Annotated in this window: 21 protein-coding genes and 1 pseudogene; 19 read left to right on the top strand and 3 right to left on the bottom strand. The window is 69.5% G+C overall.

Annotated elements, in window-relative coordinates:
- Positions 1–26: 26 nt before the first annotated feature.
- A complete protein-coding gene (locus ACFQ7F_RS23005; RefSeq protein ID WP_383273276.1) occupies positions 27–1,259 on the bottom strand; it encodes a DUF349 domain-containing protein in 1,233 nt (410 codons plus the stop codon).
- A 135-nt stretch (positions 1,260–1,394) separates the two neighbouring features.
- Complete coding sequence (locus ACFQ7F_RS23000) at positions 1,395–2,216, bottom strand: peptidylprolyl isomerase (RefSeq protein ID WP_383273274.1); 822 nt, start codon at positions 2,214–2,216, stop codon at positions 1,395–1,397.
- A gap of 145 nt (positions 2,217–2,361) precedes the next feature.
- On the opposite strand from ACFQ7F_RS23000, the gene ACFQ7F_RS22995 reads away from it, so the two are divergent.
- The 5 genes from ACFQ7F_RS22995 to rpsD all read left to right on the top strand — a co-directional run bounded on the left by ACFQ7F_RS22995 (position 2,362) and on the right by rpsD (position 7,540).
- Positions 2,362–3,066: an MBL fold metallo-hydrolase gene (locus ACFQ7F_RS22995; protein ID WP_383273272.1), complete on the top strand. Its 705-nt coding sequence runs from the start codon at positions 2,362–2,364 to the stop codon at positions 3,064–3,066.
- A 10-nt stretch (positions 3,067–3,076) separates the two neighbouring features.
- The gene (gene hisS / locus ACFQ7F_RS22990) at positions 3,077–4,339 is read left to right on the top strand and encodes a histidine--tRNA ligase (protein ID WP_383273270.1); all 1,263 of its coding nucleotides are present in this window, start codon (positions 3,077–3,079) and stop codon (positions 4,337–4,339) included.
- A 152-nt stretch (positions 4,340–4,491) separates the two neighbouring features.
- Positions 4,492–5,151, top strand: coding sequence for a vitamin K epoxide reductase family protein (locus ACFQ7F_RS22985; protein ID WP_383273268.1), 660 nt, complete (start codon positions 4,492–4,494; stop codon positions 5,149–5,151).
- Between the two features lie 44 nt (positions 5,152–5,195).
- Complete coding sequence (locus ACFQ7F_RS22980) at positions 5,196–6,545, top strand: replication-associated recombination protein A (RefSeq protein ID WP_383273266.1); 1,350 nt, start codon at positions 5,196–5,198, stop codon at positions 6,543–6,545.
- Between the two features lie 380 nt (positions 6,546–6,925).
- Positions 6,926–7,540, top strand: coding sequence for a 30S ribosomal protein S4 (gene rpsD / locus ACFQ7F_RS22975; protein WP_361834513.1), 615 nt, complete (start codon positions 6,926–6,928; stop codon positions 7,538–7,540).
- Here the strand turns inward: rpsD and ACFQ7F_RS22970 are convergent.
- Positions 7,528–9,708 (bottom strand): ATP-binding protein, encoded by a 2,181-nt coding sequence (locus ACFQ7F_RS22970; RefSeq protein WP_383273264.1) that lies wholly within the window; start codon positions 9,706–9,708, stop codon positions 7,528–7,530. The genes rpsD and ACFQ7F_RS22970 overlap by 13 nt on opposite strands.
- Positions 9,709–9,868: 160 nt before the next feature.
- Between ACFQ7F_RS22970 and ACFQ7F_RS22965 the strand changes: the two genes are divergently transcribed.
- The 14 genes and pseudogenes from ACFQ7F_RS22965 to ACFQ7F_RS22900 form a co-directional block, all read left to right on the top strand.
- Positions 9,869–10,318: a DUF948 domain-containing protein gene (locus ACFQ7F_RS22965; RefSeq protein ID WP_383273262.1), complete on the top strand. Its 450-nt coding sequence runs from the start codon at positions 9,869–9,871 to the stop codon at positions 10,316–10,318.
- A gap of 7 nt (positions 10,319–10,325) precedes the next feature.
- A complete protein-coding gene (locus ACFQ7F_RS22960) occupies positions 10,326–10,691 on the top strand; it encodes a DUF6167 family protein (protein WP_383273260.1) in 366 nt (121 codons plus the stop codon).
- The gene (gene alaS / locus ACFQ7F_RS22955) at positions 10,691–13,360 is read left to right on the top strand and encodes an alanine--tRNA ligase (RefSeq protein ID WP_383273258.1); all 2,670 of its coding nucleotides are present in this window, start codon (positions 10,691–10,693) and stop codon (positions 13,358–13,360) included. The genes ACFQ7F_RS22960 and alaS overlap by 1 nt, the downstream gene beginning before the upstream one ends.
- An 11-nt stretch (positions 13,361–13,371) precedes the next feature.
- On the top strand, positions 13,372–13,836 hold the full coding sequence (gene ruvX, locus ACFQ7F_RS22950; RefSeq protein ID WP_383273323.1) for a Holliday junction resolvase RuvX: 465 nt from the start codon (positions 13,372–13,374) through the stop codon (positions 13,834–13,836).
- Between the two features lie 124 nt (positions 13,837–13,960).
- Positions 13,961–15,733, top strand: a complete 1,773-nt coding sequence (gene mltG, locus ACFQ7F_RS22945) for an endolytic transglycosylase MltG (RefSeq protein ID WP_383273256.1) — start codon at positions 13,961–13,963, stop codon at positions 15,731–15,733.
- Entirely contained in the window at positions 15,733–16,566 is an 834-nt protein-coding gene (locus tag ACFQ7F_RS22940) for a shikimate dehydrogenase (protein ID WP_383273254.1), read from the top strand. Before mltG ends, ACFQ7F_RS22940 begins: the two co-directional genes overlap by 1 nt.
- A gap of 129 nt (positions 16,567–16,695) precedes the next feature.
- Entirely contained in the window at positions 16,696–17,880 is a 1,185-nt protein-coding gene (aroC, locus tag ACFQ7F_RS22935) for a chorismate synthase (RefSeq protein ID WP_383273252.1), read from the top strand.
- A complete protein-coding gene (locus ACFQ7F_RS22930) occupies positions 17,877–18,392 on the top strand; it encodes a shikimate kinase (RefSeq protein WP_383273250.1) in 516 nt (171 codons plus the stop codon). Before aroC ends, ACFQ7F_RS22930 begins: the two co-directional genes overlap by 4 nt.
- Positions 18,389–19,492, top strand: a complete 1,104-nt coding sequence (gene aroB, locus ACFQ7F_RS22925) for a 3-dehydroquinate synthase (RefSeq protein WP_383273248.1) — start codon at positions 18,389–18,391, stop codon at positions 19,490–19,492. The genes ACFQ7F_RS22930 and aroB overlap by 4 nt, the downstream gene beginning before the upstream one ends.
- A gap of 161 nt (positions 19,493–19,653) precedes the next feature.
- Positions 19,654–20,592: a Pro-rich N-terminal domain-containing protein gene (locus tag ACFQ7F_RS22920; protein ID WP_383273246.1), complete on the top strand. Its 939-nt coding sequence runs from the start codon at positions 19,654–19,656 to the stop codon at positions 20,590–20,592.
- A gap of 96 nt (positions 20,593–20,688) precedes the next feature.
- Complete coding sequence (locus tag ACFQ7F_RS22915; RefSeq protein ID WP_383273244.1) at positions 20,689–21,795, top strand: M24 family metallopeptidase; 1,107 nt, start codon at positions 20,689–20,691, stop codon at positions 21,793–21,795.
- A 60-nt stretch (positions 21,796–21,855) separates the two neighbouring features.
- Positions 21,856–22,422, top strand: a complete 567-nt coding sequence (gene efp, locus ACFQ7F_RS22910; protein ID WP_383273242.1) for an elongation factor P — start codon at positions 21,856–21,858, stop codon at positions 22,420–22,422.
- Positions 22,423–22,424: 2 nt separating this feature from the next.
- A complete protein-coding gene (gene nusB, locus ACFQ7F_RS22905; RefSeq protein WP_383273240.1) occupies positions 22,425–22,859 on the top strand; it encodes a transcription antitermination factor NusB in 435 nt (144 codons plus the stop codon).
- A gap of 39 nt (positions 22,860–22,898) precedes the next feature.
- Positions 22,899–23,060, top strand: a pseudogene (locus tag ACFQ7F_RS22900) (methionine ABC transporter ATP-binding protein); the annotation flags it as partial.

Below are 23,060 nucleotides of genomic sequence, written 5' to 3'. Positions count from 1 at the left end.
AAGCCCCTCAGCATGTGAACCTCTGACTAGCCGCCGAACTCGTGCAGACCCTTCAGCGCCTGGTCGAGCAGCGCCTGACGGCCGTCAAGCTCCCTCTGGAGCTTGTCGGCCTTGGCGTTGTTGCCCGCCGCACGCGCCTTCTCGATCTGCTCGACCAGCTTGTCGACAGCGGCCTGCAGTTGACCGGTCAGACCCGCGGCACGCGCACGTGCCTCAGGGTTCGTACGGCGCCACTCGGCCTCCTCGGACTCCTGCAGGGCCCGCTCCACCGCCTGCATCCGGCCCTCGACCTTCGGCCGTGCGTCACGCGGGACGTGGCCGATGGCCTCCCAGCGCTCGTTGAGCGCACGGAACGCGGCACGCGCCGACTTGAGGTCCTTCACCGGGACGAGCTTCTCGGCCTCCTCGGCCAGCTCCTCCTTCAGCTTCAGGTTCTCCGTCTGCTCGGCGTCCCGCTCCGCGAAGACCGAGCTGCGCGCCGCGAAGAACACGTCCTGGGCGCCGCGGAAGCGGTTCCACAGGTCGTCCTCGTGCTCGCGCTGGGCGCGGCCCGCGGCCTTCCACTCGGTCATCAGGTCGCGGTAACGCGCGGCCGTGGGACCCCAGTCGGTCGAACCGGAGAGGGCCTCGGCCTCGCCGACCAGCTTCTCCTTGGTCTTGCGGGCCTCTTCGCGCTGGGCGTCCAGTGAGGCGAAGTGGGCCTTGCGGCGCTTGGAGAACGCCGAGCGGGCGTGCGAGAAGCGGTGCCACAGCTCGTCGTCCGACTTGCGGTCGAGGCGCGGCAGACCCTTCCAGGTGTCCACCAGGGCGCGAAGCCGCTCGCCCGCCGCCCGCCACTGCTCGCTCTGGGCGAGCTCCTCGGCCTCGACGACCAGCGCCTCCTTGGAGTGCCTGGCCTCGTCCGACTGCTTGGCCTTCTGGACCTTGCGCTCTTCCCGGCGTGCGTCGACGGTCTCGACGAGCTTGTCCAGGCGCGTGCTCAAGGCGTCCAGATCGCCGACCGCGTGTGCCTCGTCCACCTGCGTGCGCAGGTGGTCGATGGCGGTCATGGCGTCCTTGGCCGACAGGTCGGTCGTCTTCACCCGGCGCTCGAGAAGTCCGATCTCGACGACCAGACCGTCGTACTTGCGCTCGAAGTAGGCAAGGGCCTCATCAGGAGATCCCGCTTTCCACGAACCGACTTCGCGCTCAGTGCCGTCGGCCTTGCGCACGTACACGGTCCCCGTCTCGTCGACGCGGCCCCACGGGTCGCTGCTCACAGCGCCTCCTCCACATGATGCCTGCGCAGGGCCTTGAGGCCCCCCGGCATCGTCCACAGTTTCGTCACCGCCAACATAGGCGACCGGCGGGGCGGCTGTCCGCATCCCGCACATTGGAAGTTTGCCTGCCGACGGTCAGGATTTCGACACGGTCGCCTTGTTGATGACGACCGTCGCGTTCGGGGCGCCCTCGCCCTGCCCGGTGCTCTCGCCGGCGTCGGCAATCTTCTTGAGCACCTTCATCCCGGAATCGGAAATGGTCCCGAACGGTGTGTAGTCGGGCGGGAGCTGACTGTCCTGGTAGACCAGGAAGAACTGGCTGCCACCGGAGTTCCGGCCCGTCTTCTCCTGGGCCTTGTACTGGTTGGCCATCGCGACCGTGCCCGCCGGATACACGTTCCCCTTCAGCTTCTTGTCCTTGAGATTCTCGTCGGGGATCGTGTAGCCGGGGCCGCCCTCGCCGGTGCCCTTCGGGTCGCCGCACTGCAGGACGTAGATGCCGCCCGAGACGAGCCGGTGGCACTTCGTGTGGTCGAGGTAGCCCTTGTTCACCAGGAAGTTGAAGGAGTTGACCGTGTGCGGGGCCTTCGCCGCCGAGAGGGCGAGGTCGATGTCGCCGCAGGTGGTGCTCAGCTTCATCGCGTAGTCCGCCGACTTGTCGATCGAGAGCGCCGGCTCCTTCTTGAAGCTGAGCGGCTTCACCTTGCCGCCCGCGGGCTTCTCGCAGGGGTCCGCCTTGGCGGTGGGGCTCGCGGCTGCCTCGTCCTTCGGCTTGCCGTCGTCGTCGAAGGCGCCTGCCGCGTACGACACCGCGCCACCGGCCAGGACCACCGCGAGCGCCGAGGCGATCACCGCGTTGCGCATCCGCGCCTTGCGCCGCGCCGACTCCCGGCGCTGCTGCTGCCGCAAGAACTTCTCCCGGGCGAGCTGACGCCGCCGCTGATCGTTGCTGACCACCGGGTGATCTCTCCTCTGCGTGGATGACCGCTTCTGTTTGCCCCGTACCGTATATGGGTTAGCTGTGGAATCGGGAGCGCCGGTAGGCTCTGATCTGCCGCGACCTGCGCGGTCACCTCCGCCGGACGACGAACGAAGGACGATCGTGCTCATTGCCGGGTTTCCTGCCGGGGCCTGGGGCACCAACTGCTACGTGGTCGCCCCCGCCGCAGGCGAGGAGTGCGTGATCATCGACCCGGGCCATCAGGCCACCGAGGGAGTCGAGGACGCACTCAAGAAGCATCGGCTCAAGCCCGTCGCCGTCGTCCTCACCCATGGCCACATCGACCATGTCGCCTCGGTCGTGCCGGTCTGCGGGGCGCATGACGTGCCCGCGTGGATCCACCCCGACGACCGGTACATGATGAGCGACCCGGAGAAGGGCATAGGCCGTTCCTTCGGCGCGCAGCTCCTCGGTGAACTGACCGTGGGGGAGCCCTCCGACGTCAAGGAACTGACGGACGGCGCGCGCCTGAAGCTCGCAGGTCTCGACTTCTCCGTCGCGCACGCGCCGGGGCATACGAAGGGGTCGGTGACCTTCCAGTTGCCCGAGTCCGCCGAGGTTCCCTCGGTGTTCTTCTCGGGCGACCTGCTCTTCGCCGGCTCCATCGGACGCACCGACCTGCCCGGTGGATCGCAGGACGAGATGCTCGAGTCGCTGGCGCGCGTGTGCCTGCCGCTCGACGACTCGACCGTGGTCCTGCCGGGTCACAACGAGCACACGACGATCGGCCGTGAGCGCGCCACCAACCCGTATCTGCGCCAGGTGGCCGCCGGCCAGGGAGCCGACGCTCCCCGACGAGGAATGTGACGAGAAAACCGTGAGCACCTTCAAGGCCCCCAAGGGCACCTACGACCTCCTTCCGCCGGACTCGGCGAAGTACCTGGCGGTGCGCGATGCCATCGCCACGCCGCTGCGCAACTCCGGTTACGGCTACGTCGAGACGCCCGGCTTCGAGAACGTCGAGCTGTTCTCGCGCGGCGTCGGCGAGTCCACCGACATCGTCTCCAAGGAGATGTACGCCTTCGAGACCAAGGGCGGCGACCAGCTCGCCCTGCGCCCCGAGGGCACCGCGTCCGTCCTTCGCGCGGCCCTGGAGGCCAACCTGCACAAGGCGGGCAACCTCCCGGTCAAGCTCTGGTACTCCGGCTCGTACTACCGCTACGAGCGCCCGCAGAAGGGCCGCTACCGCCACTTCTCGCAGGTCGGCGCGGAGGCGATCGGCGCGGAGGACCCGGCTCTCGACGCCGAGTTGATCATCCTTGCCGACCAGGCGTACCGCTCGCTCGGCCTCTCCCAGTTCCGCATCCTGCTGAACTCGCTCGGCGACAAGGAGTGCCGCCCCGTCTACCGCGCCGCGCTGCAGGACTTCCTGCGCGGGCTGGACCTGGACGAGGAGACACGTCGACGTATCGACATCAACCCGCTGCGGGTCCTTGACGACAAGCGCGACGACGTTCAGAAGCAGCTGGTCGGCGCCCCGATGCTGCGCGACTACCTGTGCGACGCGTGCACGGCGTACCACAAGCAGGTGCGTGAGCTCCTGACGTCGGAGGGCGTCGCGTACGAGGACGACCCGAAGCTGGTCCGCGGCCTGGACTACTACACCCGTACGACCTTCGAGTTCGTCCACGACGGTCTCGGCTCGCAGTCCGCGGTGGGCGGCGGCGGTCGCTACGACGGCCTTTCCGAGATGATCGGCGGCCCCTCGCTGCCGTCGGTCGGCTGGGCGCTCGGCGTCGACCGCACGGTCCTCGCCCTGGAGGCGGAGGGCGTGGAGCTCGAACTGCCCTCGGCGACCAGCGTGTTCGCGGTGCCGCTCGGCGAGGAGGCCAGGCGGGTCCTGTTCTCCAAGGTGACGGAGTTGCGCAGGGCGGGCGTCGCGGCCGACTTCTCGTACGGCGGGAAGGGCCTCAAGGGAGCCATGAAGAACGCCAACCGCAGCGGCGCGCGCTTCACGATCGTCGCCGGTGAGCGGGACCTCGCCGAGGGTGTCGTGCAGCTCAAGGACATGGAGTCCGGTGAGCAGGACGCCGTCGCGGTGGACTCCATCGTGGACGTCCTGAAGGGCAAGCTGGCCTAGCCTCGCGCGAGGACGAAGACGGAGGGCCCCGGCGAACCGAACGCCCGGGGCCCTTCGCGCGTACCTCCTTATGTCCATCGAACGGTGGACACCCGCGCGCGTGCGGCACAATGTCCGTGCCCGCAGGCCCCCACAAGCGACGGAACGGCGTGATGAGCAAGACGACCCCGGCAAGCGAGAGCCGCCCCTCCGACCACGATCACGAGCGGGACGGGGCGGACGCGGACGCGCCACGCAGTGTCGGCGGGAGCCGTGCGTTCGCGCTGCTCCTGGTGATCACGGGTGCGGCGGGTCTGCTCGCGGCGTGGGTGATCACCCTTGACAAGTTCAAGCTGCTCGAGGACCCGAACTTCACGCCGGGCTGCAGCCTCAATCCGGTGGTCTCCTGCGGCAACATCATGAAGAGCGAGCAGGCGTCGGTCTTCGGGTTCCCGAACCCGATGCTGGGCATCGCGGCTTACGCGGTCGTGATCGGTGTCGGTATGAGTCTGCTGGGCCGGGCGCGCTTCCCGCGCTGGTACTGGCTGACGCTGAACGCGGGCACGCTCTTCGGGGTCGGTTTCTGTACGTGGCTGATGTACCAGTCGCTCTACGAGATCAACTCGCTGTGCCTGTGGTGCTGCCTGGCCTGGGTCGCCACGATCATCATGTTCTGGTACGTGACCTCGTTCAACGTCCGTAACGGCCTGCTGCCCGCGCCTTCCTGGCTGCGCACGTTCTTCAGCGAGTTCACGTGGGTGCTTCCGGTGCTGCACGTCGGCATCATCGGCATGCTGATCCTCACGCGCTGGTGGGAGTTCTGGACCAGCTGACAGCGCTGACGGTGTTGTCAGTGGGCTGACGTAGGGTTCGAAGCGTGGAGCCCGATCTGTTCACCGCAGCCGCCGAGGACCGCCAGGAGAAGGACCCTTCGACAAGTCCCCTGGCCGTCCGGATGCGCCCGCGCACCCTCGAAGAAGTAGTCGGCCAGCAGCATCTCCTGAAGCGGGGCTCGCCCCTGCGCAGGTTGGTGGGCGAGGGCGGGGGAGGACCGGCGGGACCGTCGTCGGTGTTCCTGTGGGGGCCGCCGGGCATCGGCAAGACGACCCTCGCGTACGTGGTCTCCAAGGCCACGAACAAGCGCTTCGTGGAGCTCTCCGCGATCACCGCGGGCGTGAAAGAAGTCCGCGCGGTCATCGAGGGGGCCCGCAGGGCCCTGGGCGGCCACGGCAAGGAGACCGTCCTCTTCCTGGACGAGATCCACCGCTTCAGCAAGGCCCAGCAGGACTCACTGCTCCCCGCCGTCGAGAACCGCTGGGTGACCCTGATCGCGGCGACGACCGAGAACCCGTACTTCTCGATCATCTCCCCGCTCCTGTCCCGCTCCCTCCTCCTCACGCTCGAACCGCTCACGGACGACGACCTGCGCGGCCTGCTGCGCCGGGCGCTCGCCGAGGAGCGGGGCCTGGGCGGTGCGGTGGAGCTGCCCGAGGACACCGAGGAGCATCTCCTGCGGATCTCGGGCGGCGACGCCCGGCGCGCGCTCACCGCCCTGGAGGCGGGTGCGGGCTCGGCCATCGCCAAGGGCGACAAGGAGATCACCCTCCAGACCCTGGAGGAGTCGGTCGACCGCGCGGCCGTCACGTACGACCGTGACGGCGACCAGCACTACGACGTCGCGAGCGCCCTCATCAAATCCATCCGCGGTTCGGACGTGGACGCGGCCCTGCACTATCTGGCCCGGATGATCGAGGCGGGCGAGGACCCCCGCTTCATCGCACGCCGCCTGATGATCTCCGCGAGCGAGGACATCGGCCTCGCCGACCCCACGGCGCTGCCCACGGCGGTCGCCGCCGCCCAGGCCGTCGCCATGATCGGCTTCCCGGAGGCCGCGCTCACTCTCAGCCACGCGACGATCGCCCTCGCTCTGGCCCCGAAGTCGAACGCCGCGACGATCGCCATCCAGTCCGCCCAGGCCGACGTCCGCGCGGGACTGGCCGGCCCCGTCCCGCCCCACCTGCGCGACGGTCACTACAAGGGAGCGGCCAAGCTCGGCCACGCCCAGGGCTATGTGTACCCGCACGACGTGCCGGGCGCGATCGCCGCCCAGCAGTACGCACCGGACACCGTCGCCGCCAAGCGTTACTACCAACCCACTCGCTACGGAGCCGAGGCGAGGTACGCGGACGTGGTCGAGCGGGTCCGCGAGCGCCTCAAGGGCGAGTAGCCCCACCCCGTCGCGGCCCCTCGCGGCCGTGGCGGAGGCACCCCCTGTCACCCGGTACACTTGCCCGAAGTGCTGCGTCCCGTGTCCGGTCTTGTACCGGCACCACCAGAACGGGACATCCAGCCGGAGCCCCGGACCTCACCGTCCAGGAGTCTCCAGGAGCGTCGCGCACCGTCGAAGGTGTCGCGGGCAGCCCACCACCATCCCGTCCTGCGGGAAGCGGTCGGTGGGCCACTCGCGTGCTGCACATAGTGCCCAGACCAGGGAGCGGCTGCCCGCCGGATCCAGAACCACCGGATCCGATGGGTTTCCCAGGCTGCGGATGCGACCTCCCCTAACCCTGGTGAAGCCGTATTCACATGGAACAGAGAGGTTGGTTCATGACGAACCAGTCCCGCCCCAAGGTCAAGAAGTCGCGTGCCCTCGGCATCGCGCTGACCCCGAAGGCCGTCAAGTACTTCGAGGCCCGCCCCTACCCGCCGGGTGAGCACGGCCGTGGCCGTAAGCAGAACTCGGACTACAAGGTCCGTCTGCTCGAGAAGCAGCGTCTGCGCGCGCAGTACGACATCAGCGAGAAGCAGATGGCTCGTGCCTACGACCGCGCCAAGAAGGCCGAAGGCAAGACCGGCGAGGCTCTGGTCATCGAGCTCGAGCGCCGTCTCGACGCCCTGATCCTTCGTTCGGGCATCGCCCGCACGATCTACCAGGCCCGTCAGATGGTCAGCCACGGCCACATCGAGGTCAACGGCGGCAAGGTCGACAAGCCGTCGTTCCGCGTCCGTCCCGACGACGTCGTGATGGTCCGCGAGCGCAGCCGTGAGAAGCCGCTGTTCGTGGTTTCGCGTGAGGGTGGCTTCGCCCCCGACGGCGAGATCCCGCGTTACCTCCAGGTGAACCTGAAGGCTCTGGCCTTCCGTCTGGACCGTGACCCGAACCGCAAGGAGATCCCCGTGATCTGCGACGAGCAGCTCGTCGTCGAGTACTACGCCCGCTGACCCGGACGTAGCTCTCCCTGCTTCAGCCCGTCGCCCGCCCTGCCTTCCTGGTGGGGCAGGCGGCGGGTTTTTGCATTGCCCTCGGCGCCTGCGCCCAGGGCCCGGGACACCGCCGCCTCCGCGGTCAGACGGGTCCCGGCAGCGACGCACTCCTCGTAGCCCGCGTCGCCGAGCTGCTCACGTGCCTGCGACTCGCACAGCTCGTGCGGCCCGCCGAAGTACCCGGAGCCGAACAGCGGAAGGCCCACCGACGGCCAGATACGGGACGCTGCGCCCTGCAGGACCGCGGCCTCGGCCGGGTCGCCCTCCACCGCGGTGAACAGGGCGAGCAGCTCGATCGCGAGCACCGTGCCGAGCAGATCGTGGAAGGCGTGGTCCAGGGCAAGGCACCGCATGACCAGCTCACGGGCGGACGCGGCCTCACCGCGCGTCCAGGCCGCGAAGCCGAGCACATAGAGGGCGTAGGCGAGAGTCCAGCGCTCGCCGTGGTCCTCGCAGACCTGGCGAACGTCCTCGCAGAGCACGACCGCGTCGGCGAGCTCGCCGCGGAAGGCGAGGGCCATCGCCAGCTCGACCTGGCCCATCAGGACGTTGCTGTTGAGCTCGCCGATCTCGTGGTACTGGTCGAGGGCCGAGCGCAGCAGGGTCTCGGCGCGCGGCATGTCGTCGGCCAGGAGCGCGAGGCAGCCGATGCGGTGCACGGCGTACGCGGTCGCGATGGCGCTGCCCGTGCGTTCCGCCTCGTCCTTGCACTCCTGCAGCGCGGCAAGCGCGGCGACCGTGTCGCCCTGCAGGACCGCGACGTAGCCGAGCACCCACAGCGCCTTGAGCCGGGAGTCGTCGTGGCCGCCGTCCAGTTCGAGGGCGCGGTCGAGCCAGTGCCGGCCCTCCGCGAGCCGCCCGCAGCCGACCCAGTAGAACCACAGGCTGCCCGCCAGATACTGGCCCAGATGTGTCTCGTCCGGCTCGGTCAGGCAGTACTCGAGAGCGCCCCGCAGATTGGGCAGTTCCAGGTCGACGAGTTCGGCGACCCGCGCCTGGCGCGGCGAGAACCAGTCCAGCTCGCACCAGGTGGCGAGCCCCATGTACCAGTCGCGGTGCCTGCGCCGCATCCGTGCGGCGTCGCCGGACGCCTCCAGCCAGTCGGCGCCGTACGCCCGGACCGTGTCGAGCATGCGGTAGCGGACACCCGTCGGTCCTTCCTCGCGGGTCACGACGGACTGGGCGAGCAACTCACCGAGTACGTCGAGCACGTCGTCGGCGTGCAGGCCGTCCCCACTGCAGATGTACTCGGCCGCCTCCAGGTCGAAGGGGCCGCAGAACACCGAGAGCCGCGACCACAGCAGACGCTCGCCCGCCGTGCACAGCTCATGGCTCCAGCCGATGGCCGTACGCAGGGTCTGATGCCGCGGCGGCACATCGCGCCTGGTCCCGGTGAGCAGCGCGAAACGGTCGTCGAGCCGGGAAAGCAGCTGCGCGGGCGAAAGCGCCCGCAGCCGCCCCGCCGCCAGCTCGACGGCCAGCGGGATCCCGTCGAGGCGGCGGCAGAGCTCCGCCACGTCGGCTTCGTTCCGCTCGTCAAGGGCGAACCCCGAAAGCCCCGCGGCCGCACGGTCGGCGAACAGCGCGGTCGCGTCGGGTGTGGGCAGCGGCGCGAGCGGGAAGATCCGCTCGCCCCCGGTGTCGAGGGGCCTGCGCCCCACCGCGAGCACGCGGAGCCCGGGGGAGCGGAGCAGCAGATCCCCCACAAGGGAGGCGCACGCATCCACCAGGTGTTCGAACCCGTCGACGACGAGGAGGACTTCGCGCTCCGCGAGATGCTCGATGAGCACCTTGCGCGGTGTGCGGTGCGTGTGATCCGTCAGGCGCAGCGCGTCGGCGACCGCGTGTTCCACCAGATCCGGGTCACGAACCGCCGCGAGCTCCACCAGCCAGGCGCCGTCCCGCGGCGCGGCGTCGGAGGCGGCCCGGACGGCGAGACGCGACTTCCCGACGCCGCCGACACCGGTCACCGTGACAAGACGTCCGGCCTCCAACGCGGCGGCGAGAGAGGCGAGTTCGTCGGTACGTCCGACGAAGGCGTTGAGCTCCAGAGGGAGATTGCCGGGTCTCGGCGGCTGTACGGAGGAGCTGTGCCGGTGGTCGCCCGTGCGCTGATCGCGTCGCATGATCTACGGAGCGTACCCATGCGTAAGCACTCCGTACAATCACTTGAGGCAACTCCCTTGGTCCGACGCGGTAATGCGGTGCGGAGCCTTGGCCCCGGCGCGATAGGGTCGGGTGACGACTTTTCGATGTTCAGGGCCGATGTTCAGGGAGCGGTGCACAGTGTCGGGTGGAGAGGTGGCCGGGATCCTGGTGGCCGTCTTCTGGGCGATCCTGGTCTCCTTCCTGGCCGTGGCGCTGGTGAGGCTGGCGCAGACGCTCAAGGCGACCACCAAGCTCGTCGCGGATGTGACCGAGCAGGCCGTCCCGCTCCTCGCGGACGCCTCCAGCGCGGTGCGCTCCGCGCAGACCCAGATCGACCGGGTCGACGCCATCGCCTCCGACGTACAAGAAGTCACGTCGAACGCATCTGCGCTCTCCTCGACGGTGGCCTCCACCTTCGGCGGGCCCCTCGTCAAGGTCGCGGCGTTCGGTTACGGGGTGCGCAGGGCCCTGGGCCGCAAGGCAGGACCCGAATCAACCAATGTGCCCCCGGCGCCCGCCCGACGTACCGTGATCGTGGGGCGCACTCTCCCCTCAGCGCGGCGGCGGGGCAAGCGGAAGAAGGACTGACGCAGCGATGTTCCGCCGTACGTTCTGGTTCACCGCGGGCGCCGCTGCCGGTGTGTGGGCCACCACCAAGGTCAACCGCAAGATCAAGCAACTGACCCCCGAAAGCCTCGCGGCGCAGGCCGCGAACAAGGCGGTCGAGGCGGGTCACAAGCTCAAGGACTTCGCTCTCGACGTCCGCGACGGCATGGCCCAGCGCGAGGCCGAACTGGGTGAGGCCCTCGGCCTCGACGCCCCGGTCGACCCCGAACTCCCCGGGCCGCGCCGTGTGGTCGTGGCCATCGAGAACGGCAAGACCAGCAAGACCGACAAGAACAAGCAGGGCAAGTACCTCTCGAAGTCGAAGTACTCGTACAACCGGAATGAGGACCACTGATGGAGTCGGCCGAGATTCGCCGCCGCTGGCTGAGCTTCTTCGAGGAGCGCGGGCACACCGTCGTCCCTTCGGCGTCGCTCATCGCGGACGACCCGACTCTGCTCCTCGTCCCCGCCGGCATGGTGCCCTTCAAGCCCTACTTCCTGGGTGAGGTCAAGCCGCCGTTCTCGCGCGCCACGAGCGTGCAGAAGTGCGTGCGTACGCCCGACATCGAAGAGGTCGGCAAGACCACGCGCCACGGCACGTTCTTCCAGATGTGCGGCAACTTCTCCTTCGGGGACTACTTCAAGGAAGGCGCCATCACGTACGCCTGGGAGCTGCTCACCAGCTCCGTGGCGGACGGTGGCTTCGGCCTCGACCCCGAGCGCCTCTGGGTGACGGTCTACCTCGACGACGACGAGGCCGAGACCATCTGGCGCGAGAAGGTGGGTGTCCCCGCCGAGCGCATCCAGCGCCTGGGCAAGAAGGACAACTACTGGTCCATGGGCGTCCCCGGACCCTGCGGCCCCTGCTCCGAGATCAACTACGACCGCGGCCCCGAGTTCGGTGTCGAGGGCGGCCCCGCCGTCAACGACGAGCGCTACGTGGAGATCTGGAACCTGGTCTTCATGCAGTACGAGCGCGGCGAGGGCACCTCGAAGGAAGACTTCGAGATCCTCGGCGACCTGCCCAGCCAGAACATCGACACCGGCCTCGGTCTCGAGCGTCTCGCCATGATCCTGCAGGGCGTGCAGAACATGTACGAGACGGACACCCTGCGCGTCGTCATGGACAAGGCCACCGAGCTGACCGGCGTGCGGTACGGCGCCGAGCAGGGCTCGGACGTCTCCCTGCGCGTGGTCGCCGACCACATGCGTACGTCCGTGATGCTCATCGGTGACGGTGTCACGCCGGGCAACGAAGGCCGTGGCTATGTGCTGCGCCGCATCATGCGCCGCGCCATCCGCAACATGCGCCTGATGGGTGCCACGGGCCCGGTCGCCCTCGAACTCGTCGACACGGTCATCGAGTCGATGGGCGAGCAGTACCCCGAGCTCCGGACCGACCGCAAGCGCATCGAGACCGTCGCGCTCGCCGAAGAGGCCGCCTTCCTCAAGGCGCTCAAGGGCGGCACGAACATCCTCGACACCGCCGTCACCGAGACCAAGACCGCCGGTGGCAAGGTCCTCTCCGGCGACAAGGCGTTCCTGCTGCACGACACGTGGGGCTTCCCGATCGACCTCACCCTGGAGATGGCCGCCGAACAGGGCCTCTCCGTGGACGAGGACGGCTTCAGGCGCCTGATGAAGGAGCAGCGGGAGCGGGCCAAGGCCGACGCGCAGGCCAAGAAGACCGGCCACGCCGATCTGCACGCCTACCGCGAGATCGCCGACAGCTCCGGCGCCACGGACTTCACCGGCTACACCCTCACCGAGAACGAGGCCGTGATCGTCGGCCTCCTGGTCAACGGCGCATCGTCCCCCGCCGCCCGCGAGGGCGACGAGGTCGAGGTCGTCCTCGACCGCACCCCCTTCTACGCCGAGGGCGGCGGCCAGATCGCCGACTCCGGCCGGATCCGCCTCGACAACGGCGCGGTCGTCGAGATCCGTGACGTGCAGAAGCCGGTCCCCGGAGTGCACGTCCACAAGGGTGTCGTCCAGGTCGGCGAGATCACCGTCGGCGACCAGGTCTGGGCCTCGATCGACGTGCACCGCCGTCGCGCCATCGCCCGCGCCCACTCCGCCACGCACCTCACGCACCAGGCGCTGCGCGACGCGCTCGGCCCGACGGCCGCCCAGGCCGGTTCCGAGAACCAGCCCGGCCGCTTCCGCTTCGACTTCGGCTCCCCGTCGGCCGTGCCCACGGCCGTCATGACGGACGTCGAGCAGAAGATCAACGAAGTACTCGCACATGAGCTCGACGTACAGGCCGAGGTCATGTCGATCGACGAGGCCAAGAAGCAGGGCGCCATCGCCGAGTTCGGCGAGAAGTACGGCGAGCGGGTGCGCGTGGTCACCATCGGCGACTTCTCCAAGGAGCTGTGCGGCGGCACGCACGTGCACAACACCGCCCAGCTGGGCCTGGTGAAGCTGCTCGGCGAATCGTCCATCGGTTCGGGCGTGCGCCGCATCGAGGCCTTGGTCGGCGTCGACGCGTACAACTTCCTGGCCAAGGAGCACACGGTGGTCGCCCAGCTCCAGGAGCTGGTCAAGGGCCGTTCCGAGGAGTTGCCTGACAAGGTCTCCGCCATGCTCGGCAAGCTGAAGGACGCCGAGAAGGAGATCGAGAAGTTCCGCGCGGAGAAGGTCCTTGCGGCCGCCGCCGGTCTTGTCGACCAGGCCAAGGACGTACGAGGCGTCGCTCTCGTCACCGGTCAGGTGCCTGACGGCACGGGCGCCGACGACCTGCGCAAGCTGGTCCTCGACGTACGCCACCGCATCCCCGGCGACCGTCCGGCCGTGGTGGCCCTGTTCACGACGGCCAATGGCCGCCCGCTGACGGTCATCGCCACGAACGAAGCCGCCCGTGAGCGCGGTCTCAAGGCCGGTGACCTCGTCCGTACGGCCGCCAAGACTCTCGGTGGCGGTGGCGGCGGCAAGCCGGACGTCGCCCAGGGCGGCGGTCAGAACGCCGCGGCCATCGGCGACGCCATGGCCGCCGTCGAGCGCCTCGTGGCAGAGACGGCCTGATGTCTGAAGGAATGCGCAGGGGCCGGCGTCTGGCCATCGACGTCGGCGATGCCCGGATCGGGGTCGCCTCGTGCGACCCCGACGGGATCCTCGCCACTCCGGTGGAGACGGTGCCCGGCCGCGACGTCCCGGCCGCGCACCGCCGTCTGAAGCAGCTCGTCGACGAGTACGAACCGATCGAGATCGTCGTCGGACTTCCTCGCTCCCTCAACGGGGGCGAGGGCCCGGCGGCCGTCAAGGTCCGCGCGTTCGTCCAGGAACTCGCCCGCTCGGTGGCCCCCATTTCGGTGAGGCTCGTGGACGAGAGGATGACCACAGTGACGGCCAGTCAGGGACTGCGCGCCTCGGGCGTGAAGTCCAAAAAGGGCAGGTCTGTCATCGATCAGGCGGCGGCCGTCATCATCCTGCAGCAGGCCCTGGAGTCCGAACGGGCGTCAGGTAGTGCTCCGGGCGAGGGCGTCGAAGTGGTCATCTGATCGCGATACGGTAACGTTCCGCGCGATACGGCGGTGTTCGAACAGCTGCCGCACAGCAGCAAGAGGCGGAACGGTTGCCCGACCACTCAGACGGCGGCCCCGCCTCGCGGCGTGTAGGGGATCGATGACTGAGTATGGCCGGGGCCCAGGCTCCGAACCGTGGCATCCCGAGGACCCGTTGTACGGGGACGGCGGATGGGGAGGACAGCAGGCCTCCGACGGCCCGTCCTCCTACGGCGGCCAGGGGCAGTACTACCCTCAGCAGCCGCAGCACCCTCAGCAGCACGCGCAGTACGACGACTGGAGCACGGGCGCACAGCAGGCTTACGGTCAGCAGCAGTACGGCGGACCTGTCGGTCAGCAGCAGTACAACGGCAACCCGGAACAGCAGTACAACGGTGGTCCGGAGCAGCAGTACAACGGCAGCCCGGAGCAGCAGTACGGCGGAGGTCAGGAGCAGCCGTACAACGGCGGCCACGATCAGCAGTACAACGGCGGCTGGGACACCGGCCACCAGGGCCAGGTCCCGTACGCCGCCGACCCGTCGGACCCCTACGGCAACCAGCCCGGCGGCTACGGCGCGGAGAGCCCGGACTATTACGGCACCCCCGACGCGTACCCCCCGCCGGAGCCGCCGTCCCGTCGCCGTCCCGAACCCGAGCCGCAGCAGGACTGGGATCCGGGTCCGGACCAGGGCGAGCACGCCTTCTTCTCCGGCGCGGATGATGACGAGGACGAGGACGACGACGATTCGCCGGGGCGCCGTGGTGGCCGCGGGGACCGTCGAGGCGGACGGGGCGGCAAGAAACCGAAGAAGCGCAGGAGTGGCTGCGCTTGCCTGGTCGTGACGCTGGTCTTCGGCGGCGGTCTCGGCGGGGTCGGCTATTTCGGCTATCAGTTCTACCAGGACCGATTCGGTACGGCCCCGGATTTCGCGGGCGAAGGCACCGGAACTGCCACCGTGGACATCCCCAAGGACTCCGGCGGGTATGTGATCGGCCAGAAACTGAAGGAAGCCGGAGTCGTCAAGAGCGTGGATGCTTTTGTCTCCGCGCAGGCGCAGAACTCCGATGGTAATTCCATTCAGGCAGGCGTCTATACCCTGAAGAAACAGATGTCGGCCAAGAGTGCCGTAGAGCTGATGCTCAGCCCGAAGAGCCGCAATAACCTCATCATTCCCGAAGGTAAGCGGAACTCGTGGGTCTACAAGCAGATCGATACGCGCCTCAAGCTCGAAAAGGGCACGACCGAGGGTGTCGCCAAGAAGGAATGGAAGACGCTCGGACTTCCTGACTGGGCGAACACCAACAAGGACATCAAGGATCCGCTCGAGGGATTCCTTTACCCCTCCAGCTATCCGGTCGCCAAGGGCCAGAAGCCTGAGGTCGTCCTCAAGAACATGGTTTCTCACTCCGCAGAGAAGTACGACGAGTTGGGCCTCAAGTCGAAGGCCGCCGAGCTGAACCTGAAGGATCCGCTGCAGGTACTCACGGTGGCGAGCCTGGTCCAGGCGGAAGGCAAGTACAAGCACGACTTCGAAAAGGTCGCGACGGTCGTCTACAACCGCCTCAAGCCCAACAACACCGAGACCTACGGACTCCTTGACTTCGACTCGACGGTGAACTACGCCAAGGCGGAAAGCACCCTGGACACCGGCACGGTCGACGATCTGCGCAAGTTCAACGACCCGTACAACACGTACAAGATCAAGGGCCTGCCCCCCGGGCCGATCGGGAACCCCGGAGACGAGGCGCTCAAGTCCGCGCTCAGCCCGGCCAAGGGGAACTGGTACTACTTCGTCTCCATCAACGCGGACAAAACACTGTTCGCCGAGACGAACGAGCAGCACGAGCAGAACCGTAAGAAGTACCGCGAGGAACAGAAGAATCCCGGCTGATGAGTACAACGCGCCGAGCCGCAGTCCTAGGCTCACCCATCGCCCACTCCCTCTCCCCGGTGCTGCACCGCGCCGCATACGGGGAGCTGGGCCTGGCCGACCGGACGTATGACCTGTTCGATGTCGACGAGGCGGCCCTGCCCGGCTTCCTGAAGAGTCTCGGGCCCGAGTGGGCCGGGCTCTCGCTGACGATGCCGCTCAAGCGCGCGGTGATCCCGCTGCTCGACGAGATCAGCGAGACGGCCGCCTCCGTCGAGGCGGTCAACACCGTCGTCTTCAGGGACGACGGTCGTCGCGTCGGCGACAACACAGACATCCCCGGCATGGTCGCCGCCCTGCGCGAACGCGGCATCGAGCAGGTCGAGTCGGCCGCGATCCTCGGCGCGGGCGCCACCGCGTCGTCCGCGCTCGCCGCGCTGGCGCGGATCTGCACGGGCGAGGTCGTCGCGTACGTACGCAGCGAGGCGCGCGCAGCCGAGATGCGGCAGTGGGGAGAGCGGCTCGGCGTGGAGGTGCGGACGGCGGACTGGGCGGACGCCGAGCGCGCGCTGAGCGCGCCGCTGGTGATCGCCACGACGCCCGCGGGCGCGACCGACGCACTGTCGGCCGCCGTGCCGGAGCGGCCCGCGACCCTCTTCGACGTCCTGTACGACCCGTGGCCCACCGCTCTGGCGGCCCGCTGGTCGATGTACGGCGGGGCCGTCGTCAGCGGGCTCGACCTGCTCGTGCACCAGGCCGTGCTGCAGGTCGAGCAGATGACCGGGCACACATCCGCGCCGCTGGCCGCGATGCGCAAGGCCGGGGAGCACGCGCTGGCCGCGCGCCAGGACTGACCCCGAGCCGTCCGCTTTCTGGACCGGAGGCCGGGCCCCGACCCCCGACGTGGGAGGATCAGGGTGGCGGGCCAGGGCCGCGCACCCGGTCGCGCCACGCAGTTCCAGGCGCGAGCAAGAGGAGCACCGTTGAGCAGGTTGCGTTGGCTGACCGCGGGAGAGTCCCACGGACCCGCACTTGTCGCGACGCTGGAGGGTCTTCCCGCCGGCGTGCCGATCACCACGGAGATGGTGGCGGACCACCTGGCCCGGCGGCGCCTCGGCTATGGGCGCGGCGCGCGCATGAAGTTCGAGCGCGACGAGATCACCTTCCTGGGCGGCGTCCGGCACGGCCTGAGCATGGGCTCGCCGATCGCGATCATGGTGGGCAACACCGAGTGGCCCAAGTGGGAACAGGTCATGGCGGCCGACCCGGTCGATCCGGAGATCCTCGCCGACCTGGCCCGCAACGCCCCGCTGACCCGGCCCCGGCCCGGCCACGCCGACCTCGCGGGCATGCAGAAGTACGGCTTCGACGAGGCCCGGCCGATCCTGGAGCGTGCCTCGGCCCGCGAGACCGCGGCGCGCGTCGCGCTCGGCGCGGTCGCCCGCTCGTACCTGAAGGAGACGGCCGGGATCGAGATCGTCAGCCACGTCACGGAGCTGGCGGCGGCGAAGGCGCCCTACGGCGTCTACCCGACCCCGGCCGACGTCGAGAAGCTCGACGCCGACCCGGTGCGCTGCCTCGACGCGGACGCGAGCAAGGCGATGGTCGCCGAGATCGACCAGGCCCACAAGGACGGCGACACCCTGGGGGGTGTGGTCGAGGTCCTGGCCTACGGCGTGCCCGTCGGGCTCGGGTCGCACGTCCACTGGGACCGGCGGCTCGACGCGCGGCTCGCCGCCGCGCTCATGGGCATCCAGGCCATCAAGGGCGTCGAGGTCGGCGACGGCTTCGACCTCGCGCGGGTGCCGGGCTCCAAGGCGCACGACGAGATTGTTTCCACGGATGACGGCATCCGGCGCACCTCAGGGCGCTCCGGCGGCACCGAGGGCGGCCTGACCACCGGTGAACTGCTGCGCGTGCGCGCCGCGATGAAGCCCATCGCGACCGTGCCGCGCGCACTCGCCACCATCGACGTCGCCACCGGCGAGGCCACCAAGGCCCACCACCAGCGCTCCGACGTGTGTGCGGTCCCGGCCGCCGGCATCGTCGCCGAGGCGATGGTCGCGCTGACCCTGGCAGACGCCGTCGCCGAGAAGTTCGGCGGCGACAGCGTGCCCGAGACCCGGCGGAACGTGACGTCGTACCTCGAGAACCTCCAGATCCGGTGACCGGCCCGCAGATCGTTCTGGTCGGGCCGATGGGCGTGGGCAAGTCGACGGTGGGCGCGCTGCTCGCCGAGCGCCTCGGCACCGTCTACCGGGACACCGACGCCGACATCGTTCTCGTACAGGGCCGGGAGATTTCTGACATCTTCCTGGACGAGGGTGAGACGCACTTCCGCGACCTGGAGCGGGCGGCCGTCCGCACGGCGCTCGCCGAGCACGAGGGGATCCTCGCTCTCGGCGGGGGCGCGATCCTCGACGAGTCGACCCGCGCGCTCCTCGCCCCGCACCCCGTCGTCTATCTGTCGATGGACGTCGAGGAGGCGGTCAAGCGCACCGGCCTGAACGTCGCGCGCCCGCTGCTCGCGGTCAACCCGCGCAAGCAGTGGCGCGAACTGATGGACGCTCGCCGCCAGTTCTACGCCGAAGTCGCCCGCGCTGTCGTCGCCACCGATGACCGCACCCCCGAAGAGGTCACCCAAGCGGTCCTCGACGCACTGGAGTTGAAGGAAGCATGACGGAGATTTCGGGGCAGGCGCCCACTCGCATCCAGGTCGGCGGCACTGCGGGCACCGAGCCGTACGAGGTGCTCGTCGGACGGCAGCTCCTCGGCGAGCTGCCCGGCCTGATCGGCGAGCGGACCAAGCGCGTCGCGATCATCCACCCGGAGGCGCTCGCCGAGACCGGCGACGCACTGCGCCAGGACCTGGCCGACCAGGAGTTCGAGGTCGTCGCCATCCAGGTGCCGAACGCGGAGGAGGCCAAGACCGCCGAGGTCGCCGCGTACTGCTGGAAGGCCCTTGGCCAGTCCGGCTTCACCCGCAGCGACATCATCATCGGTGTCGGCGGCGGAGCCACCACGGACCTCGCCGGGTTCGTGGCCGCGACCTGGCTGCGCGGGGTCCGCTGGATCGCCGTTCCGACCACCGTGCTCGGCATGGTGGACGCGGCGGTCGGCGGCAAGACCGGTATCAATACCGCCGAGGGCAAGAACCTGGTGGGCTCCTTCCACCCGCCCACCGGTGTGCTGTGCGACCTGGCCGCGCTCGACTCGCTGCCGGTCAACGACTTCGTGTCGGGCCTCGCGGAGATCATCAAGGCCGGCTTCATCGCCGACCCGGCGATCCTCGAACTGATCGAGGAGGACCCGCAGGCGGCGCGCAGCCCGCAGGGCCGGCATACCGCCGAGCTGATCGAGCGCTCCATCAAGGTCAAGGCCGAGGTCGTCTCCGGCGACCTCAAGGAGTCGGGCCTGCGCGAGATCCTGAACTACGGCCACACCCTCGCTCACGCCATCGAGAAGAACGAGCGCTACAAGTGGCGGCACGGCGCCGCCGTCTCCGTGGGCATGGCCTTCGCGGCCGAACTCGGCCGCCTCGCCGGACGTCTTGACGACGCGACCGCCGACCGGCACCGCGCCGTCCTGGAGTCGGTGGGCCTCCCCTTGAGCTACCGCTACGACCAGTGGCCCAAGCTCCTGGAGACCATGAAGGTCGACAAGAAGTCCCGCGGTGACCTGCTGCGCTTCATCGTCCTCGACGGCCTCGGCAAGCCGACCGTCCTGGAGGGCCCCGACCCCGCGGTGCTGCTCGCCGCGTACGGCGAAGTGGCGAAGTAGCGCTCAAGGAGCGCCGAATCGGCCCATCGGAACAAGCCACGGGCACCCTGCGGCCTCCCCGGCCGTTCACACAACGTCGGCCGGGGGCGGTACCGTTCGGTAACGGGTGGCCCCGGCCGCCGCCCGACCAGCGTCAGTCGCACGAGACGGAGTGGCACCGGATGCAGCACGCAGTGGGGTCTCCGCTGCCGCCGCCCCATCAGCCGGGGCACGGACCAGCCACCGGCTGGTCCCCGGCCGCACACCACCCGAGCGGTCCGCCGCCGGGTGCCGCGCCGGGCGGCCCACCGCCTCCCGCGCCGGGCTTCGCCGGCGCCCCGCACCCCCCGGGCACGGCCCCTCATCCGCAGGGCCCCGGCCCCCATCCGCAGGGACCGGCCGTGCACCCGCACGCCCCGGTGCCGGGAGCCCCTCAGCACCACCACGTGCCCGGTGCCCCCGTGCCCCCGACCCCGGACACGACGGGCCACATCCAGCTCCCGCCCGGCGGCCCCGTCGCCATGCCGAGCCCCCCGCCCGGCACGGCCCAGTCGGACAGCGGCGCCACCACCCTCGCGGTCCTTCTGATCGGCCCCGCGGGCGCGGGCAAGACGAGCGTCGCCAAGTTCTGGGCGGAGCACCGCCGGGTGCCGACCGCCCACATCAGCCTCGACGACGTACGCGAATGGGTGCGCTCGGGGTTCGCGGACCCCCAGTCCGGCTGGAACGACCACTCCGAGGCGCAGTACCGCCTGGCGCGCCGCACCTGCGGCTTCGCCGCACGGAACTTCCTGGCCAACGGCATCTCGTGCATCCTCGACGACGCGGTCTTCCCCGACCGCCCGGTCGTCGGCCTCGGCGGCTGGAAGCGCCACGTGGGTCCGGGGCTGCTGCCGGTCGTCCTGCTGCCCGGTCTGGAGATCGTCCTGGAGCGCAACGCCGAGCGCAGCGGAAATCGCCGCCTCACGGACGAGGAAGTGGCCCGCATCCACGGCCGTATGGCCGGCTGGTACGGATCGGGACTGCCCATCATCGACAACTCCCAGCTGGACGTGCCCGCTACCGCCCGCGTCCTGGACGACGTGCTCGCACGCTCCATCGCGAGCCCGCCGCAGTGGTAGGTCCGTCCGCGGCCATAGGCCCCCAGGAAAGCCCTGGGCCCCTCGGTCGGACGCGCTGAACCGGCCGTCCCGCGCCGCCGCTCATAGGCTCGTCCCATGTCAGAGGTGTACGCGGCCCGCCGTGAGCGGCTGAGGGAGCGCTGTGCCGCGGGTGGCAGCGCGTCGGCGTTGGTGTCCCGTCCCGCCAACGTGCGGTATCTCGCGGGAGCGGCGCCGCACGGCTCCGTGCTCCTGCTGGGCAGCAGCGAGGATCTGCTGCTGTGCGGCGGTCCGCTCGGTGACGAGCAGGGCGAGGGGCGGCCCGACGCAGGACTGAGGGTGCAGTTGCTCGACGCGTCAAGCGGGGATCCCGCCGTCGCGGGGGCCGATCTCGCGGCAGCGCAGGGCGCCGACTCGCTGGCCATCGAGGAGCACGACCTCACGGTCGCCCGGCATCGCGCCCTTGGTTCCGTCGCGCCGCGGCTGCGGCTCGCGGACCTCGGGGGAGCGGTCGAACAACTGCGCCTCGTCAAGGACGAGGAGGAGATCTCCTGTCTGCGGATCGGCTCCGAGATCGCTGACCAGGCACTCGGTGAGCTGCTCGAATCCATTCTGGTGGGGCGTACGGAACGCCATCTCGCCCTGGAACTCGAGCGCCGTCTCGTCGACCACGGGGCGGACGGGCCCGCCTTCCCGACCTCCGTCGGCACCGGGCCGAACTCCGGCCGCGGCGCTCACCGGCCGTCGGACCGTCGGGTGGAGGAAGGAGATTTCCTCTCCGTGTGCCTGGGGGCCAGCTATCGCGGCTACCGTTGTGAGATCGGACGTACGTTCGTCATCGGTACGTCTCCCGCGGACTGGCAGATCGAGCTCTACGACCTCGTCTTCGCCGCTCAGCGGGCCGGCAGGGAGGCTCTCGCACCGGGTGCCGCCTACCGTGACATCGACCGCGCGGCACGCCACGTACTGGACTCCGCAGGGTATGCGGACGGTCTCCCTGCGTTGATGGGACATGGTGTGGGGCTCGAAATCGACGAGGACCCGCAGTTGGCGCCCGCGGCCATGGGTAAACTGGACGCTTGCGTGCCGGTCACCGTCGAACCGGGGGTTCACATCCCGGGACGGGGTGGTGTCCGGATCGATGACACGCTCGTCGTGCGCCCCGAGGCGGACGGCGGACCCGAGCTACTCACCATCACGACCAAGGAGCTGCTCGCGCTCTAGCTTTCAGAGCTGTGCGCGTGCGCCGGGGTCGTCCACGTCAGTCCAGGAGATTCCGCAACCGTGGCTTCCACGAACGACCTCAAGAACGGCCTGGTGCTCAAGCTCGACGGGGGCCAGCTCTGGTCCGTCGTCGAGTTCCAGCACGTCAAGCCCGGCAAGGGCCCCGCCTTTGTGCGCACCAAGCTCAAGAACGTGCTGTCCGGCAAGGTCGTCGACAAGACCTTCAACGCCGGCGTCAAGGTCGACACGGCGACGATCGACAAGCGCGACATGCAGTTCTCCTACATGGACGGCGACTACTTCGTCTTCATGGACATGGAGACGTACGACCAGCTGCACGTCGACCGCAAGTCCGTCGGTGACGCCGCCAACTTCCTGATCGAGGGCTTCACGGCCTCCGTCGCGCAGCACGAGGGTTCAGTGCTCTTCGTCGAGCTGCCCGCCGCCGTCGAGCTGGTCATCCAGGAGACCGAGCCCGGCGTCCAGGGCGACCGCTCCACCGGCGGCACCAAGCCCGCGACGCTGGAGACCGGCCACCAGATCAACGTGCCGCTCTTCATCACCACGGGCGAGAAGATCAAGGTCGACACCCGTGACAGCGGCTACCTCGGCCGGGTGAACAGCTAACCGTGGCTGCTCGTAATACGGCCCGCAAGCGCGCCTTCCAGATCCTCTTCGAGGCCGACCAGCGTGGTGCCGACGTGGTGACGGTCCTCGCGGACTGGGTGCGTCACTCGCGGTCCGACACCCGGCAGCCGCCGGTGAGCGAGTTCACGATGGAACTGGTCGAGGGGTACGCGGAGCACGCGCGCCACATCGACGAGCTGATCTCCCAGTACGCCGTCGGGTGGACCCTGGACAGGATGCCGGTCGTCGACCGCAACATCCTGCGGCTCGGTGCCTACGAGCTGATCTGGGTCGACGCGACGCCTGACGCCGTGGTGCTCGACGAGTCCGTACAGCTCGCCAAGGAGTTCTCCACGGATGACTCGCCGTCCTTCGTGAACGGACTGCTCGGCCGCTTCAAGGACCTGAAGCCGACCCTGCGCCGCGACGAGGCGTAAGGCCGCGACAACGCGAGGCGCAAGCCTCCTATGCCGCTCAGAGGGCCCGCAGCGACGCGCTGCGGGCCCTCTGGCGTTCCCTGGGGCTCATGGGGCCCCTGGGCCCTCGCAAGCATCCTGACGCCCAGCGGCGGCCGGCTGCGGGTCGCCGGCATCGACCCCTCCCGCGAGCGGACCCGGCTCGCCCGGCGCATCGGGGTG

It is taken from the genome of Streptomyces sp. NPDC056486 (assembly GCF_042795295.1).
GTDB lineage: Bacteria > Actinomycetota > Actinomycetes > Streptomycetales > Streptomycetaceae > Streptomyces.
The sequence above is the reverse complement of the archived record's forward strand: the minus strand, read 5'-3'. Positions and strand labels throughout refer to the sequence as shown.

Coding starts and splice junctions, on each gene's coding strand:
- alaS (WP_383273258.1), top strand. CDS start 10,691: ATGGAGTCGGCCGAGATTCGCCGCCGCTGGCTGAGCTTCTTCGAGGAG.
- ruvX (WP_383273323.1), top strand. CDS start 13,372: ATGCGCAGGGGCCGGCGTCTGGCCATCGACGTCGGCGATGCCCGGATC.
- ACFQ7F_RS22985 (WP_383273268.1), top strand. CDS start 4,492: ATGAGCAAGACGACCCCGGCAAGCGAGAGCCGCCCCTCCGACCACGAT.
- aroB (WP_383273248.1), top strand. CDS start 18,389: ATGACGGAGATTTCGGGGCAGGCGCCCACTCGCATCCAGGTCGGCGGC.
- ACFQ7F_RS22960 (WP_383273260.1), top strand. CDS start 10,326: ATGTTCCGCCGTACGTTCTGGTTCACCGCGGGCGCCGCTGCCGGTGTG.
- ACFQ7F_RS22920 (WP_383273246.1), top strand. CDS start 19,654: ATGCAGCACGCAGTGGGGTCTCCGCTGCCGCCGCCCCATCAGCCGGGG.
- ACFQ7F_RS22915 (WP_383273244.1), top strand. CDS start 20,689: ATGTCAGAGGTGTACGCGGCCCGCCGTGAGCGGCTGAGGGAGCGCTGT.
- ACFQ7F_RS22970 (WP_383273264.1), bottom strand. CDS start 9,708: ATGCGACGCGATCAGCGCACGGGCGACCACCGGCACAGCTCCTCCGTA.
- rpsD (WP_361834513.1), top strand. CDS start 6,926: ATGACGAACCAGTCCCGCCCCAAGGTCAAGAAGTCGCGTGCCCTCGGC.
- mltG (WP_383273256.1), top strand. CDS start 13,961: ATGACTGAGTATGGCCGGGGCCCAGGCTCCGAACCGTGGCATCCCGAG.
- ACFQ7F_RS22940 (WP_383273254.1), top strand. CDS start 15,733: ATGAGTACAACGCGCCGAGCCGCAGTCCTAGGCTCACCCATCGCCCAC.